The 15,006-nt window shown below is 70.9% G+C and carries 16 protein-coding genes; 6 read left to right on the top strand and 10 right to left on the bottom strand.

All coding sequences use genetic code 11. The features are described from left to right. Positions 1-3: 3 nt before the first annotated feature. Both IEX89_RS03690 and IEX89_RS03695 read right to left on the bottom strand, forming a co-directional pair. Positions 4-1,272: a glycoside hydrolase family 108 protein gene (locus IEX89_RS03690; protein WP_188909701.1), complete on the bottom strand. Its 1,269-nt coding sequence runs from the start codon at positions 1,270-1,272 to the stop codon at positions 4-6. A 60-nt stretch (positions 1,273-1,332) separates the two neighbouring features. After that, entirely contained in the window at positions 1,333-1,755 is a 423-nt protein-coding gene (locus tag IEX89_RS03695) for a rhodanese-like domain-containing protein (RefSeq protein ID WP_188909703.1), read from the bottom strand. 90 nt (positions 1,756-1,845) lie between these two features. Between IEX89_RS03695 and ftrA the strand changes: the two genes are divergently transcribed. The 3 genes from ftrA to IEX89_RS03710 all read left to right on the top strand — a co-directional run bounded on the left by ftrA (position 1,846) and on the right by IEX89_RS03710 (position 3,951). Continuing rightward, the gene (gene ftrA / locus IEX89_RS03700) at positions 1,846-2,847 is read left to right on the top strand and encodes a transcriptional regulator FtrA (protein WP_188909705.1); all 1,002 of its coding nucleotides are present in this window, start codon (positions 1,846-1,848) and stop codon (positions 2,845-2,847) included. A gap of 94 nt (positions 2,848-2,941) precedes the next feature. After that, positions 2,942-3,646, top strand: coding sequence for a DUF3047 domain-containing protein (locus tag IEX89_RS03705; RefSeq protein WP_244645094.1), 705 nt, complete (start codon positions 2,942-2,944; stop codon positions 3,644-3,646). 68 nt (positions 3,647-3,714) lie between these two features. Further along, positions 3,715-3,951, top strand: a complete 237-nt coding sequence (locus tag IEX89_RS03710) for a type II toxin-antitoxin system ParD family antitoxin (RefSeq protein WP_188909709.1) — start codon at positions 3,715-3,717, stop codon at positions 3,949-3,951. Positions 3,952-4,057: 106 nt separating this feature from the next. On the opposite strand, the gene rpoD is transcribed toward IEX89_RS03710, so the two are convergent. Together rpoD and dnaG are read right to left on the bottom strand one after the other, a co-directional pair. Continuing rightward, positions 4,058-6,142, bottom strand: a complete 2,085-nt coding sequence (gene rpoD, locus IEX89_RS03715) for an RNA polymerase sigma factor RpoD (protein ID WP_188909711.1) — start codon at positions 6,140-6,142, stop codon at positions 4,058-4,060. A 209-nt stretch (positions 6,143-6,351) separates the two neighbouring features. Beyond that, the gene (gene dnaG, locus IEX89_RS03720; RefSeq protein ID WP_188909713.1) at positions 6,352-8,268 is read right to left on the bottom strand and encodes a DNA primase; all 1,917 of its coding nucleotides are present in this window, start codon (positions 8,266-8,268) and stop codon (positions 6,352-6,354) included. 149 nt (positions 8,269-8,417) lie between these two features. Here dnaG and IEX89_RS03725 point away from each other — a divergent pair, with 149 nt between their 5' ends. Beyond that, the gene (locus IEX89_RS03725) at positions 8,418-10,313 is read left to right on the top strand and encodes an ABC transporter ATP-binding protein (protein ID WP_188909715.1); all 1,896 of its coding nucleotides are present in this window, start codon (positions 8,418-8,420) and stop codon (positions 10,311-10,313) included. Positions 10,314-10,338: 25 nt separating this feature from the next. On the opposite strand, the gene IEX89_RS03730 is transcribed toward IEX89_RS03725, so the two are convergent. Next, on the bottom strand, positions 10,339-10,635 hold the full coding sequence (locus IEX89_RS03730) for a DUF6522 family protein (protein WP_188909716.1): 297 nt from the start codon (positions 10,633-10,635) through the stop codon (positions 10,339-10,341). 31 nt (positions 10,636-10,666) lie between these two features. After that, on the bottom strand, positions 10,667-10,996 hold the full coding sequence (locus IEX89_RS03735; RefSeq protein WP_188909718.1) for a hypothetical protein: 330 nt from the start codon (positions 10,994-10,996) through the stop codon (positions 10,667-10,669). Positions 10,997-11,054: 58 nt separating this feature from the next. Between IEX89_RS03735 and arfB the strand changes: the two genes are divergently transcribed. Next, positions 11,055-11,474, top strand: coding sequence for an alternative ribosome rescue aminoacyl-tRNA hydrolase ArfB (gene arfB / locus IEX89_RS03740; protein WP_188909720.1), 420 nt, complete (start codon positions 11,055-11,057; stop codon positions 11,472-11,474). A gap of 126 nt (positions 11,475-11,600) precedes the next feature. Further along, the gene (gene pcaF, locus IEX89_RS03745) at positions 11,601-12,803 is read left to right on the top strand and encodes a 3-oxoadipyl-CoA thiolase (RefSeq protein ID WP_188909722.1); all 1,203 of its coding nucleotides are present in this window, start codon (positions 11,601-11,603) and stop codon (positions 12,801-12,803) included. 64 nt (positions 12,804-12,867) lie between these two features. On the opposite strand, the gene ssb is transcribed toward pcaF, so the two are convergent. From ssb to IEX89_RS03765, 4 genes are all read right to left on the bottom strand, one after another. Further along, complete coding sequence (gene ssb / locus IEX89_RS03750; RefSeq protein ID WP_188909724.1) at positions 12,868-13,410, bottom strand: single-stranded DNA-binding protein; 543 nt, start codon at positions 13,408-13,410, stop codon at positions 12,868-12,870. Positions 13,411-13,543: 133 nt separating this feature from the next. Continuing rightward, entirely contained in the window at positions 13,544-13,987 is a 444-nt protein-coding gene (locus tag IEX89_RS03755) for a helix-turn-helix domain-containing protein (RefSeq protein ID WP_188909726.1), read from the bottom strand. Positions 13,988-14,001: 14 nt separating this feature from the next. Next, positions 14,002-14,328 carry a DUF4258 domain-containing protein gene (locus IEX89_RS24715; RefSeq protein ID WP_188909728.1) on the bottom strand — a complete coding sequence of 109 codons (327 nt, stop codon included), beginning with the start codon at positions 14,326-14,328 and terminating at the stop codon, positions 14,002-14,004. A 111-nt stretch (positions 14,329-14,439) separates the two neighbouring features. Beyond that, positions 14,440-14,985: an adenine phosphoribosyltransferase gene (locus IEX89_RS03765; RefSeq protein ID WP_188910075.1), complete on the bottom strand. Its 546-nt coding sequence runs from the start codon at positions 14,983-14,985 to the stop codon at positions 14,440-14,442. Between the last annotated feature and the right edge of the window lie 21 nt (positions 14,986-15,006).

Consider the following 15,006-nt stretch of genomic DNA (forward strand, 5'->3'; position numbering starts at 1 on the left):
ACGTCAGCCTGCGCCGGCCATGGCGAGCGCGTCCTTCTCGATCGTGTTCGTCCGGTTCGTCCAGCCCGCGCCGAAATGGTCCCAGGTGGACAGCGACCGGTAGTAGGACAGGCGGCCGTCGGCGAAGCGGCGGATGAGGTCGGGCGCGTTCTGCGCGGCCGTCGCGGCGCGCGTCTGCGGGCCCATGATCCCGTCCTGCGTCGTGCCGACGAGGCTTTCCAGCAGCTTCACAGAGCGGCTCGGCCCGGCATTGACGCCGAAATCGAAGACGCTGAGATCGACGCCCGCCGGCAGGCCGTCGCACTGCATCACGTCCCAGTAATTCGCCTTGTAGATGGCCTTGGCCTCCTCGACGCCGAGCGCCTTCACGTCGGCGGGGCCGAGGCTCGGATCGTGACGCCAGTCGCGTAGCGTATTGAGGGTGATGCCCATGTTCGTGGCGCCGCCGGGGTCCGCCGGATCGTCGACATAGCCGCCCTCCATCTGCAGGACGATGGTGACGCAGGCGTCGAAGCGCGCGTCCGCATCGGAGGGGGTGGGGGGTTGCGTCGGGGCGGGAGCGTGAGCCGGCGCCGCGGGAGCGGACGGCGCGGGCGGTGGAGCCGCAGGAGCCGCCGGCGGCGGAGGCGGGTTGCGGAAGGCCTGCACCGCCGTGTCAATCTTGGCGGAATGGCCGGCGAGCGCCGCCGCGATCCGCTGCGAGCCGCCAGACGTCGCCTGCGCCTGGAGCGTCGCCGAGATCTGGTCCTTGATGCGCGAGCCGTGCGAGGAGCCGAGCCAGAAGTTCACCACCGTGGCGAAGGCAGCGGTGAGCGCACCGATGGTGATGTTGATGAGCTGCAGCACCGCCGAATCCGTCGTCAGCGTCGGCTCGCGCACCAAGAGCCAGATCAGCATGACGAAGAAGCCGACCGTGACGATGACCGAGATGACCACCGGCGCGAAGCCCACGGCGTTGCCCGCCTTGGCGAGCTCGGCGAAGGTGGCGCGCGCGCTCTCGGTATCGGCGATCTGCGCCTTGAGCTCGTCGAGGTCGTTCGCCCGCCGCGCGGTCTCCGCGTCGGCCGCGATCTGCGCGAGCTTGATGCGCAGGTCCGCGAGCTTGGCCGGGTCCTGCGCCAACGCGATCTGCGCGGCTTGGGCGTCGGACGTGCCCGCCGCCTCCGCGACGGCAGTGCCGACGGAGGCGGCGACCTGCCCGGCTCGGTCGCCGGCGAAGGCCTTGGCGACGTCCGGCACGAGCTGGAGCGCGAGCGCGATCAGTGGATTCATGAATCAGCCCCTGGAATACGATCCAGAGTAAGCTGACCAGGAATAGCTTTAGAAGTGGTATCACACCACCGGGAGCGATCCGGGCTGCGGGCCGTCGACCAGCGGAAATCCCTCGTCGAGCCAGCCGGTGACGCCTCCGATCATGATCTTCACCGGTCGCTCCAGGCGCGCGAGCGCGAGCGCGGCCTTGTCCGCTCCGTTGCAATGCGGGCCGGCGCAATAGACGACGATCGGCGTCTCGGCGGGGATCGCCGCCAGCCGCTCGGCCGTAATCTCCTTGCGCGGCAGGTTCGCCGCGCCCGGCAGGTGGCCGCGGCCATAGGCGTTCGGCCCGCGTACGTCGAAGAGGACGAAGCCGGGAGCACCGGCGGCGAGCGCGGTGTGGACGTCGTCGCAATCCGTCTCGAAGGCGAGCTTCGCCCCGAAATGCGCCGCCGCCTCGGTCGGGGGCGCGGCGGGGATGCGGGTGACTTCGTTCGTCATGGGGTAGGTCTCCGGTGGGATCGATGCCCACACCCTGCCCGGCGCGCTCGCCGCTTGCGAGCGGCGCGATCGCCGACTAGCGTCGAAATCATGCCAAACGCGCCGATCCCGCCCGCTTCCTCCTCGCCACCGGCGAACCCGCTCGTCGTCGCGCTCGCCTATGACGGGCTGTGCACCTTCGAGTTCGGCGTCGCCGTGGAGATATTCGGCCTGCCGCGACCGGAGATGGGGGAGCGCTGGTACCGCTTCGCCGTCGCCGCCGCGGAGCCCGGCCCGCTTCGGGCGACGGGCGGCATCACCATCTCTTGCGACGGCGGGCCGGAGCTCCTGGAGGCGGCGGGCACCATCGTCGTGCCCGGCTGGCGCGGCATCGACGCGCCGGTGCCCGCGGCCATCACCGAGGCGCTGGTGCGCGCCCACGCCCGCGGTGCGCGGGTGATGTCGCTCTGCTCGGGCGTGTTCGTGCTCGCCGCCGCGGGGCTGCTCACCGGGCGCACCTGCACCACCCATTGGCGCTACGCCGATGCGCTGGCCGCCGCCCATCCGGACCTGACGGTGCGCCCCGACGTGCTCTACGTCGACGAGGGCTCGGTCCTCACCGCCGCCGGCAGCGCGGCCGGCATCGACCTGTGCCTCCACCTGATCCGCCGGGACTACGGCGCCGAGGCCGCGAACAGGGTGGCGCGCCGGCTCGTCGTGCCGCCCCATCGCGAGGGCGGGCAGGCGCAATTCGTCGAGGCACCCGTGCCGCGGGCGCGCGAGGGGGCGCGGCTCGGCCCGCTCCTCGATCGCCTGCGGACGGCGCTCGACCGGCCGCACACGATCGCCTCCATGACGCGGGAGGCGGGCATGAGCGAGCGCACCTTCCTGCGCCGCTTCGAGGCCGCGACGGGGCTTTCGCCCGGCGAATGGCTCGCGGCGGAACGGCTCGCGCGGGCGCGCACGCTGCTCGAGACCACCGAGGCGACGCTCGAGGACGTGGCCGCCGCGACCGGCTTCGGCAGCCTCGCCACCATGCGCCATCATTTCCGCACCCGCCTCGGCACCAGCCCCGGCGCCTACCGCCGCCGCTTCCGCGGCCTCGCCGCGTGAGCGCGCTCGCGGCTTCGTGAGGAGATGTCATGAGCCCGCGGGCGGGTGCGCGCCGTAGCTTCGGGCTCGTACGACGACGACCCACGGAGTGAGCATGCCCACCGCCCGCACCCACCGTGCCCTTCTGGGCCCTGGTCTCCTCGCCCTGAGCCTCGCCCTCGCCGCCCCGGCGGCGGCGCAGACGGCGATCCCCTTCGGCCCCGACCTCGAGAGCGCCGGCTGGGACGCGATCACCTTCCGCGGCATTCCCGCGACGACCTATGCCGCCCGCGACGCGGACACGCTCGACGTCGTCGCCGAGGGCAGCTCGTCGGTCATCGCCAAGCGCCTGCCGCCCTCGGCCTTCGACGCCACCGCCGCCTCCTGGCGCTGGCGCGTCGAGGAGGGCCCGCCCGCCACCGATCTCGCGCGGCGCGGTGGCGACGACCGGGCGCTCGCCCTCTACTTCGCCTTCGCGCCGGAGGGCGACCGCGCCTCCGCGGAAGCCGGCCGCTCGAGCCTTCGCTCGCTGCTGCTCTCGGGCCGCGGCCGGCTCCTGGTCTACGTCTTCGGCGGCGTCGGCACGCGCGGGCAGATCGTGGAGAACCCCTACGCCCGCGGCCGCGGCGTCTACGTCATCCGCCGCCCGGCGGACGCCGCCCTCGGCACCTGGCACAGCGAGGAGGTCGACCTCGCCGCCGACCACCGCGCCGCCTTCGGCGAGGCCCCCGGCATCCTCGTCGGCCTCGCGGTCGCGTCCGATTCGGACGACACGGGCGGGCGGAACGTGGGGGTGATCGAGGGGGTGCAGGTGCGGTGAGGCGACACAGCGCGGTTGCCGCCTTCGCCGATGCGAGGCACTATCGGCGCGGTGCGGAGACCCCTGCCATGACCGTTCACAAGACGATCGAGTTCTCCGAGGACGACGCCGCCTTCGTCGACGCCGCCGTCGCCGAGGGCCGCTACGCCTCCCCCTCGGACGCCGTGCGCGAAGCGCTGGCGCTTCTCGTCTATGAAGAGCGCGTCCGCGCACTGCGCGCCGCGATCGCGGAGGGCGAGGCGAGCGGCTTCGCAGAGCCGTTCGACTTCGATGCGTTCCTCGACGAGTTGCGCGGCAGCCAATGATGCAGGCGATCAGTCTCTCGCGCCTCCCGACACCCTGGCCGCAAATGTAAAACGCCCGCGGCTCCCACCGCGGGCGTTCCCCTTCCATCCGGGCCGGAGCCCGACCTCAATTGTCCAGGAAGCTCCGCAGCTTCCGGCTCCGCGACGGATGCTTCAGCTTCCTGAGCGCCTTCGCCTCGATCTGGCGGATGCGCTCGCGGGTCACCGAGAATTGCTGGCCGACCTCTTCGAGCGTGTGATCGGTGTTCATGCCGATGCCGAAGCGCATGCGCAGCACGCGCTCCTCGCGGGGCGTGAGCGAGGCCAGTACGCGGGTGGTCGTCTCGCGCAGGTTCGACTGGATCGCGGCGTCGATCGGGAGGATCGCGTTCTTGTCCTCGATGAAGTCGCCCAGATGCGAATCCTCCTCGTCGCCGATCGGCGTCTCGAGGGAGATGGGCTCCTTGGCGATCTTGAGGACCTTGCGCACCTTCTCGAGCGGCATGGCGAGCTTCTCGGCCAGCTCCTCGGGCGTCGGCTCGCGGCCGATCTCGTGGAGCATCTGGCGCGAGGTGCGCACGATCTTGTTGATCGTCTCGATCATGTGCACGGGGATGCGGATCGTGCGGGCCTGATCGGCGATCGAGCGCGTGATCGCCTGCCGGATCCACCACGTGGCGTAGGTCGAGAACTTGTAGCCGCGCCGGTACTCGAACTTGTCCACCGCCTTCATCAGGCCGATGTTGCCCTCCTGGATCAGGTCCAGGAATTGCAGGCCGCGGTTCGTGTACTTCTTGGCGATGGAGATCACGAGACGCAGGTTCGCCTCGATCATCTCCTTCTTCGCCTGCCGGGCCTCGCGCTCGCCCTTCTGCACCATGTGCACGATCTTGCGGAATTCGGAGATCTCGAGCCCGGTCTCGGAGGCGAGCGACTGGATCGAGTCCCGAAGGGCGTGGATGTTGTCCTTGCCGTTGGCGGCGAAGTCGCGCCAGCCGCGCCCGCCGAGCTTGGAGACGCGAAGCAGCCACTTCGGGTCGAGCTCGTAGCCCTGGTAGTTGCGCAGGAAGTCCTCGCGGCCGACGCCGTAGCTCTCGGCGAGGCGCATCAGGCGCCCCTCGAAGGAGAGGAGCCGCTTGTTGATGTCGTAGAGCTGCTCGACCAGCGCATCGATGCGGTTCTGGTTGAGCGACAGCGACTTCACGTCGACGACGATCTCCTCCTTGAGCTTCTTGTACTTGCGCTCCTGGGAGGGGGTCAGCTGCGAGTTCTGCATACGCTGCTCGACGTGCTCGAGCTGGAGGCGGCGCAGCTTCTTGTAATTGTCCGCGATGCGGTCGAACGTCTCGAGCACGCGCGGCTTGAGCTCGCTCTCCATGGCGGAGAGCGAGACGTTGTTCTCCATGTCGTCGTCGTCGAGGTCGCCCTCGGCGGCGCCCGGCTGGACCTCCTCGCCCTCGGCGGAGCCGTTGGGACGGGCGGCGGCGGCGCCGTTCGCGTTCGCCGCGGCGGCACCGTTGGTCGCGCCGTTGCCGAGCGGACGCGCGGCGCCGTCGGCACCCTCGCCCTCGGCCTCGTCGCCCTCCTCGCCGCGATTGGCGCCGCGGCCTTCCGGATCGGCGTAGGTCGCCTCGAGGTCGATGATGTCACGCAGGAGCACCCGGCCCTCGACGAGCTCGTCGCGCCAGATGATGATCGCCTGGAAGGTGAGCGGGCTCTCGCACAGCCCCGCGATCATCGCCTCGCGCCCGGCCTCGATGCGCTTGGCGATGGCGATCTCGCCCTCGCGCGAGAGCAGCTCGACGGAGCCCATCTCGCGCAGGTACATGCGCACGGGATCGTCCGTGCGATCGGTGGGCTCCTTGGCGGTGGTCTCGGGGCGCGTCGCGACGGCGCGCGTCTGCGCGGTCTCGACGAGGTCGCTGCCCTCGGCCTCCTCCTCGCCGTCCTCGCCCTGCGCCTCGCCTTCAGCCTCGTCGCTCTCGACGACGTTGATTCCCATCTCCGAGAGCTGGCCGAGGACGTCCTCGATCTGCTCGGAGGAGAATTCGTCGGGGGGCAGGACCGAGTTGAGCTCGTCGTAGGTGACCCAGCCGCGCTTGCGCGCGGCCTTGATCATCCGCTTGACGGCCGCATCCGTGAGGTCGAGGAGCGGACCGTCCGACTGCTGCTCGGGAGCCGTATCCGTGGTTTCAGTCGTCTTCGTCGCCATTCTTGATCCTACGCGTCCCGCTCACGCGTCACGGCCTCGCGTGCCGCGCCGAGCGCCCTCGCCGGGGCATCGGCCATCCAACACGCATCGCCTTGTCGAACCGTTAACCATGCGATCCGCGCAGCGCGTGCACGAACGCTTCGTCAGTCACCCGTCGCTTCCGTCCGCCTCGGCCCGCCGCGCCGGGGGATCTCTTCGTTCGTCGGCTCTCACGCGTCGTCGCGCTGAGCCTCGGCCCCCTCCAGCGAGGAGAGTTGCGCACGTATCTCGCGCAACCACGCCAGATTCGCCTCGCTGTCGTCTTCCGCGAGGGCGCGCTCTGCCGCCCGAAGCTCGGTATGTAGCGTGTGGGCACGGCGATGCAAGTGGATGGCCTGCCGCACGGCGTCTTCCACGCGCAAGGGGTCGGCGTGCGGGTCGCTGATCCAGCGCAGACCCGGCACGATGCGCTCGTACACCGTTTCGAGCGCGCGCGAAAGCCCCGCCCGCTCCAGTCGCGCCTCGACCACCTCCGGAGACAGTCCCTCGTGGCGCACCGCGCAATCGACGAGGCAGCGCTGGAGCGCCGTCGCGTCCGGGCTCGCGAAATCGAGCTCGGCCAGCGTGTCCGCCTGTTCCTCGAGAATACCGGGATGCGTGGCGAAGGCGGCGAGAATCGCGGCCTCGCGGGGATGAGGCCCCTCCTCCGCCGGTGCCGGCGCGAACAGCCGCGTGCGCAGGAGATGCGGGCTCGGGCGAAAGCCGGTGGGCAGGCGCGCGCCGGGGCGCTCGTCGAAGCGCCCGCCGCGAAAGCCGCCCCCTCCCCTCCCCGTGCCACGACCGCGGCCCGGCTCGTAGCCGCCGCGCCCGCGCTTTACCGCACCGAAGGCGGCGGCGAGCCTGGTCTCCACGTCCTCGCGGAAATAGCGCTGGAGCGTCTCGTCCTTGATGGTCCGCACGGCCGCGAAGAGCCGCCGCTCCAGCGCCGCGCGGTGCTCCGGCGTCTCGGTGGGTCCCGCCTCGAGCTCGCGCGCCCAGAGCACGTCGACGAGGGGGAGCGCGGCGGAAAGCACGCGCTCGATCGCCGCCGCGCCGCCCGAGCGGGCGAGGTCGTCCGGGTCTTGCCCCTCGGGCAGGATCGCGAAGCGCAGCGACTTGCCCACCGGCAGCGTCGGCAGCGCCACGTCGAGCGCGCGGAAGGCGGCCCGGCGCCCGGCCTTGTCGCCGTCGAAGCACAGGATCGGCTCGTCCGCCATGCGCCACAGGAGGGCGAGCTGCTCCTCGGTGAGCGCCGTGCCGAGCGGGGCGACGGCGTTGGGGATGCCCACGGCCGAGAGGGCGATGACGTCGACATAGCCCTCCACCGCGACGACGGTGCCGCGATCGTGTGCCGCCTTGCGGGCCGTGTGCGCATTGTAGAGCATCGCGCCCTTGTGGAAGAGCGGCGTCTCGGGGGAGTTGAGGTACTTCGCCGGCACGTCCGCCTGCAGCGCTCGCCCGCCGAAGGCGACGACGCGCCCGCGCAGGTCCGTGATCGGGAACATCACCCGGTCGCGGAAGCGGTCGTAGGGGACGTTCACGTCCTCGCCGGTGACGAGGAGGCCGGCCTCCACCATCGTGTCCAAGGGCACGTCCTTGCCCGCGAGATGATCGCGCAACGCGAATCGATCCGACGGCGCGTAGCCCAGGCGAAAGCGCGCCTGCAGGTCCTCGCCGAGCCCGCGCCGCGCCAGGTAGTCCCGCGCCTTGCCGCCGCGCCGACCCTTCAGCTCCCCCTCGAAGAAGGCGGCGGCCATCTCCATCACCTCGACGAGCCCCGCACGCTTCGTCTCGCGCTCGCGGGCGCCCGGATCGGGGGTGGGTAGCTGCACGCCCGCCTGCTGGGCGAGCCGCTCCACCGCCTCGGGGAAGCTCAGCCCCTCCGTCTCCATCAGGAAGCGGAAGATGTCCCCGTGCTTGCCCGAGGAGAAGCAGTGATAGAAGCCCTTCTGGTCGTTGACGTAGAACGAGGGCGTCTTCTCGGAATTGAACGGCGAGAGCGCCTTCCACTCGCGCCCGGCCTTCTTGAGCTGCACGCGCCGCCCCACGACCTCCGAAACGGGAAGCCTCGCACGGATCTCGTCGAGCAGGTCGGGCGGGTAGCGCATGGGGGAGTTACAGCACGAAAGCGGGCCGCGGGAAACGGGCGCGCACGCCGCGCGGCCGCCGACGGACGACCGTGGGGCGCATGGCCGCGTGAACCGGCATGCGCGCGCCCTAGTTGACCCTCGAGACACGAAGGAAGACGCTCTCGCCCATGCCGAACTCCCCCGCCTCGCTCCGCGCCCGGCTCTTCGCCTGGGCCGAGAGCCGCATCGACCCCTTCTCCCCCTTCGACCGCGACGAGACGCCGCCGGGCGGGGGCGTCCTGCCCTTCGCCTGGCACTATCTCGCGCCCGTGAAGGGCTGGTTCGTCGTCCTGACCCTCGTGGCGATCCTGGTGGGGGCGCTGGAGAGTGCGATCTACCTGCTCATCGGCTGGTTCGTGGACATGCTCTCGAACGGCGACCCCGCGACGATCATCGAGACCGAGGGCGCGCTCCTCGCAGGCGTGGGGCTCTTCGTCCTCGTCATGCGACCGGCGCTCAACTTCGCACACGACATGGTGAAGAACCAGATCCTCGTCGCGAACTCGACGAACATGATCCGCTGGCGCGCGCACGCCTACACGCTCGGCCACGACATCAGCTATTTCCAGGGCGACTTCGCCGGGCGGCTCTCCACGCGCATCCTGCAATCGGGCCAGGCGGTGCGCGAGATCGCGGTGACGCTGCTGGACACGCTGCTCTACGTGGCGATCTTCGCCGTCACCGCCGTGGTGCTGTTCTCCTCGATCAGCATCTGGCTGGCGCTGCCGATGATCGCCTGGGTCCTCGCCTACGGGGCGCTCCTTCGCTATTTCGTGCCGCGCGCCCGCGATCGGTCGCTGACCGTGGCGGAGAGCCGCTCGGCCATGACGGGCCGCGTCGTCGACAGCTACACCAACGTCATGACGGTCAAGCTCTTCGCCCGCACGGAGGCCGAGCGCTCGGCCGTGCGGGACGCCATCGCCCGCAATACCCGCGCCTTCCTCGACATGATGCGCCTCGTCACAGGCACGACGGCGACGCTGCAGGTGATGAACGCCGCGCTCATCGTCGCGACGGCGACGCTCTCGCTCTACCTGTGGCGCGACGGGGCGCTCTCCTCGGGCGTCGCCGCTGCGGGGCTCGCGCTCGTCATGCGCATCGTCACGATGTCGGGCTGGGTCATGCAGACGGTGCGCGGCGTCTTCGAGAACGTGGGCGTGCTGCAGGAGGCGATGCGCACCATCGCGCGCCCCCACGGGCTGGTCGACGCGCCGGACGCGGCGGCGCTCGAGGTGAGCGACGGCGAGATCCGGTTCGAGCGCGTGCGCTTCCAGTACGGCGCGGAGGCCGGGCGCGTGCTCGACGATCTGTCGCTTCGCATCGCGCCGGGCGAGAAGGTCGGCCTCGTCGGCCCGTCGGGCGCCGGCAAGTCCACGATCGTCTCCCTCCTGCTTCGCCTCCACGACGTGGAGAGCGGCGCGATCCTCATCGACGGCCAGGACGTCTCGCGGGTGACGCAGGACACGCTGCGCGCCCAGATCGGCGTCGTGACCCAGGACACCTCGCTCCTCCACCGCTCGATCCGCGACAACATCGCCTATGGCCGCCTCGACGCCACCGACGCCGAGGTCGAGCGCGCCGCGCGCCTCGCCCATGCGCACGAGTTCATCGAGGAGCTCGTCGACCATGCCGGGCGGCGCGGCTATGCCGCCCATACCGGCGAACGGGGCGTGAAGCTCTCGGGCGGCCAGCGCCAGCGCGTCGCCATCGCCCGCGTCATCCTCAAGAACGCGCCGATCCTCGTTCTCGACGAGGCGACGTCCGCCCTCGATTCGGAGACGGAGGCGGCGATCCAGGATTCGCTCACGGGGCTGATGGAGGGGCGCACCGTCATCGCCATCGCCCACAGGCTCTCGACCATTGCGGCGCTCGATCGGCTGATCGTGCTGGAGGACGGGCGGATCGTGGAGGAAGGCACGCACGACGAGCTGCTGGCGCGCGATGGCGCCTATGCGCGGCTGTGGGCGCGCCAGTCCGGCGGGTTCATCGGGCGCGACGAGCCGGGGCTGATGAAGGCCGGGTGAGCCGGCGGGCGCGGGGCGCGGCGCCTCAGCCGCGGCGCAGGACGTCCGGCGAGAGCGGGCCGTCGCCGAGATCCACCCGCGAGCGCGTGAGCACGCGGCCGGTCTCGTCCTCGACGACGATCCGGAAGCGCGCGCTCTCGTGGTAGAAGGTCAGCCGCCAACGCCCGGCATCCTCGCCCTCGCCGCGCTCGACGCGGCTCGTGATCGCGCCCTCGCGCAGAAGCGCGACGACGCGCTCGGCGGGCAGGCCGAGGCCGTCGCCGATCAGCTCGGCATCGACGTCGAACCCGTCCGCATCACGTCGGACGAAGGCGTGCTTCATGGGGCGCTCGCGACCGTGCCGGCGAGCCTGCTCACGGCTTCTCGTCGCGATCGACGATGCGGTACTCGACGTCGATGACGTCGCGCTCGCCCCGCGGGCGCGGACGGAGCGGGTCGGCGTCGGCGCCGTCCTCGGCGCGCGCGACGTCGCGCTTGCCGGCGAGCGACTTGCCGCGGCCGATCCAGGCGGCGACGCCGCCGGCGACGAGCAGGACCGGCACGGCCACGAGGGCGATGCCGAAGGCGAGCGTCAGCACGAGGAGGCCGACGAGGAAGGCGGCGACGAGGCCCAGCCCGATCGCCCAGCGCGGCACGGTCACCAGGCGCGGTTGACGACCGTCGTACTTGATGAAACGGATCATCCCTTCACATCTCCCTCTCGTCTCGCCCCTATATCGGGATCCTCGCCGCGAGTTTCAAATGATCGAGGTCACGCCGTCGATCGCCCTCGAGGAGGGCGAGATCGAGCTCGTCGCGATCCGCGCCTCCGGGCCCGGCGGGCAGAACGTCAACAAGGTGTCTAGCGCGGTGCAGCTGCGCTTCGATGCGCTCGGCTCGCCCTCGCTGCCCGACGGCGTGAAGGCGCGCCTGCCCGGCGTCGCCGGCTCGCGCATGACGAAGGACGGTGTGATCGTCATCACGGCGCAGGTCCATCGCGACCAGGAGCGCAACCGCGCGGACGCGATCGAGCGCCTCGTCGACATCATCCGCCGCGCCGCCTACCGCCCGCCGCCGCGCCGGCCGACGCGCCCCACCCTCGCCTCCAAGCGCCGCCGGCTCGATTCGAAGACGAAGCACGCGCGCACCAAGAGCCTGCGCGGCAAGCCGGTCTCCGACTGAGCGCGCCCCCACTTTCGCGCACCGAGCCCCATCCGGCATGCCGCCGCACGTCGCTTGACCGCGGCGCGCCAGCCGGGCGACATCCTTCGCGACACCCACCGTCCCCGAGCCTCGCGAGGAGCCGCCATGCGCGACGTCTACATCTGCGACTACGTGCGCACCCCCATCGGCCGCTACGGCGGCGCCCTCGCCAAGGTGCGCGCCGACGATCTCGCGGCGATCCCGATCAAGGCGCTCGTCGCGCGCACGCCCGCCCTCGCGGAGGCGCTCGACGAGGTCTATCTCGGCTGCGCCAACCAGGCGGGCGAGGACAACCGCAACGTCGCGCGCATGGCGCTCCTGCTGGCGGGCCTGCCCGAGACCCTGCCCGGCGTGACGCTCAACCGGCTCTGCGCCTCGGGCATGGATGCGGTCGGCGCCGCCGCGCGCGCCATCCGCGCGGGCGAGATCGACTGCGCGCTGGCCGGCGGCGTCGAATCCATGACCCGCGCGCCCCTCGTCATGGGCAAGGCCGAGAGCGCCTTCCAACGCTCCGCCGAGATCCACGACACGACGATCGGCTGGCGCTTCGTCAACCCTTTGATGAAGGCGCAGTACGGCATCGAGTCGATGCCCGAGACGGGCGAGAACGTCGCGGCCGAGTGCGATGTCTCCCGCGCCGACCAGGACGCCTTCGCGCTGCGCTCGCAGCAGCGCTGCGGGGCGGCGATCGAGGCGGGCTATTTCGCCGGCGAGATCGTCCCCGTCGAGATCCCGGGACGCAAGGGCGCCGTGGAGATCGTCGATCGCGACGAGCACCCCCGCCCGGAGACGACGCTCGACGCGCTCGCCAAGCTGAAGACGCCGTTTCGCGAGAACGGCACGGTGACCGCGGGCAACGCGTCGGGCGTCAACGACGGCGCCGCCGCCCTCGTGCTCGCCACGAAGGAGAAGGCCGCCGAGCTCGGCCTGACGCCCATCGCCAAGGTGCTCGGCATGGCCTCGGCGGGCGTCGCGCCGCGGGTGATGGGCGTGGGCCCCGTGCCGGCGACGCGCAAGCTCTGCGAGCGTCTCGGCCTCTCGGTCTCGGACTTCGCTGTGATGGAGCTCAACGAGGCCTTCGCCTCGCAGGTGCTCGCGGCCCTGCGCGACCTCGGCGTCGCCGACGATGCCGAGCACGTCAACCCGCACGGCGGCGCCATCGCGCTCGGCCACCCGCTCGGCATGTCGGGCGCCCGCCTCGTCGGCACCGCCGCCCGCGCGCTGCACGCCCGCGACGGAAGTCTCGCGCTCGCCACCATGTGCGTCGGCGTCGGCCAGGGCGTGGCGATGGCGCTCGAGCGGGTGTGAGGCGAGACGACCGCGAAGGCGCGGAGCCCGGGCGACCTCGACCGCACGGGCTCCGTTTGCGGGATCAGAACGGGATGTCGTCGTCGAGATCGTCGTAGCGCGATCCGCCGCCGCCACCGCCGGCTCCACCGCCACCGCCGCCGCCCGGGCTCGCGGGGCGGCGCTCCATCGGCGAGGAGCGGCCGAAATCGCCACCGCCGCCGCCGTAATCGTCGCCACCGCCCTCGTAGTCGCCGCCGCCACCGCCGCCGCCGCCGCCGCGACCGCCGAGCAGGGTCAGCTCGCCGCGATAGCGCTGGAGCACGACTTCGGTCGTGTATTTCTCGACGCCCTCGCGGTCCGTCCACTTGCGGGTCTGGAGCTGGCCCTCGATGTAGACCGTGGAGCCCTTCTTCAGGTATTGCTCCGCGATGCGCCCGAGCGCCTCGTTGAAGATGACCACGGAGTGCCACTCCGTGCGCTCCTTGCGCTCGCCCGTCGCCTTGTCGCGCCATTGCTCCGACGTCGCGAGCCGCAGGTTGACGATGGGATCGCCGTTGTTGGTGCGCCGCACCTCGGGATCACGCCCGAGATTGCCCACCAGGATGACCTTGTTCACACCGGCCATGCTCGCCTCCGCTGTCCTTCGCTCGTCGGGTCTTTGTGCGCTCCCTGCGCCGCCTCGCGCAAGGCTCCCTCCGCTCCGTCCACCGAATTGTAGTTCTTTGTTTGTTCTTTCGCAACACGGCGTGCAGGCACCGCTACCGAGCAGCTTCCGGCTCGAGGACCCGATAATTCATCGGGTCCGAGCCATCGATCAGGATTGGAGCCTCGTCGGCCCTGCGCGCCTGCGGGGCGATGTCGACGACAGGCAGATCGAGCGCGTCCGTGACGAGCCGCCGCACGAGAACATCGGTCTCCTCGGGAATGGCGGCGGCGCTCGCCTCCCATCGGGTCACCTCGCGCTCGGAGACGCCGAGACGTGAGGCGATATCCGCCGGCGTGAGCCCCACCTCGGTTCGCAGGAATCTCAGCTCTCGTCCGGCGAGGGGGCCAGGTCGGGCCAGGAGCGCCGCGGCGATCACCCGGTGTAGCCGCCCGATCCGCGGGAACCCGATGCCGCGCTCCCCATCGACGAACCTCTCCGGATCGAGGCCGTAGATCAGGACGTCATCGAGCCCGCATTCGCTGTACCGGTATGGCATGGGGGTGCTCCCGCTCAGCCTTCATCTATCCACATGACGGTCACGACGAAAAGCATACACCGATCCTCGTCCGGGATCACGACGACGCGGATCGACCGTCGGCCGGTGTTCGGCGCCGGCCCGTCGATCCGGTACCTGAACCGCCCGACCGACCTGACTTGCTGCGGCGGGGAGGTCACGAAACCCGTCTTGAGAACCCAGAGAACATCCGCCGTCGTGAGGTCCCGCTGACCGAGCCGGTCACGAGCGTGGGAGGAGAGCGCAAGCTCGCAATCCGGATCGCGAGCGAGTGCCCGAAGACGGTCCGTCGCATCGGCCGGCGCCCAAGGCTGCTCTCCCATCTGCCCCCGAGCTCGGCTTCTACGACAGCACGCTCACGAGAACAGCACGAACCACAGATCGACAGCAACTATAAAAATACTGTTCTCAACATATACATCTTCAAAGCGAAATCAATGCCCCTCGAACGCCACCAGGGAGCGCACCTCAACACCCAGGCCGCGCAGGCGCTCGGCGCCGCCGAGCTCGGGGAGGTCGACGATGAAGCAGCAGGCGACGACGTCCGCGCCGAGCTTGCGCAAGAGCTCCACCGCCGCCGTCGCCGTGCCGCCGGTGGCGATGAGGTCGTCGACGAGGACGACGCGCTCGCCCGCGACCAGCGCGTCGGCGTGGATCTCGATCTCGTCCGAGCCGTATTCCAGCGCGTAGGCGACGCTCACCACCTGGTGGGGCAGCTTGCCCTTCTTGCGGATGGGCACGAAGCCGGCGGAGAGCTGGTGGGCCATGGCGCCGCCGACGATGAAGCCGCGCGCCTCGATGCCGGCGATCTTGTCGACCTTCGACCCGGCATAGGGGTTCACGAGCTCGTCCACCGTGCGGCGGAAGGCGCGGGTGTCGCCGAGCAGCGTGGTGATGTCCCGGAACATGATCCCGGGCTTGGGATAATCCGGGATCGTGCGGATCGCGGCCTTGATGTCGGAGATGACGGGCGATTCCATCGTGCTGGTGGTGGTGCTCAT

Source organism: Salinarimonas ramus, assembly GCF_014645695.1.
GTDB lineage: Bacteria > Pseudomonadota > Alphaproteobacteria > Rhizobiales > Beijerinckiaceae > Salinarimonas > Salinarimonas ramus.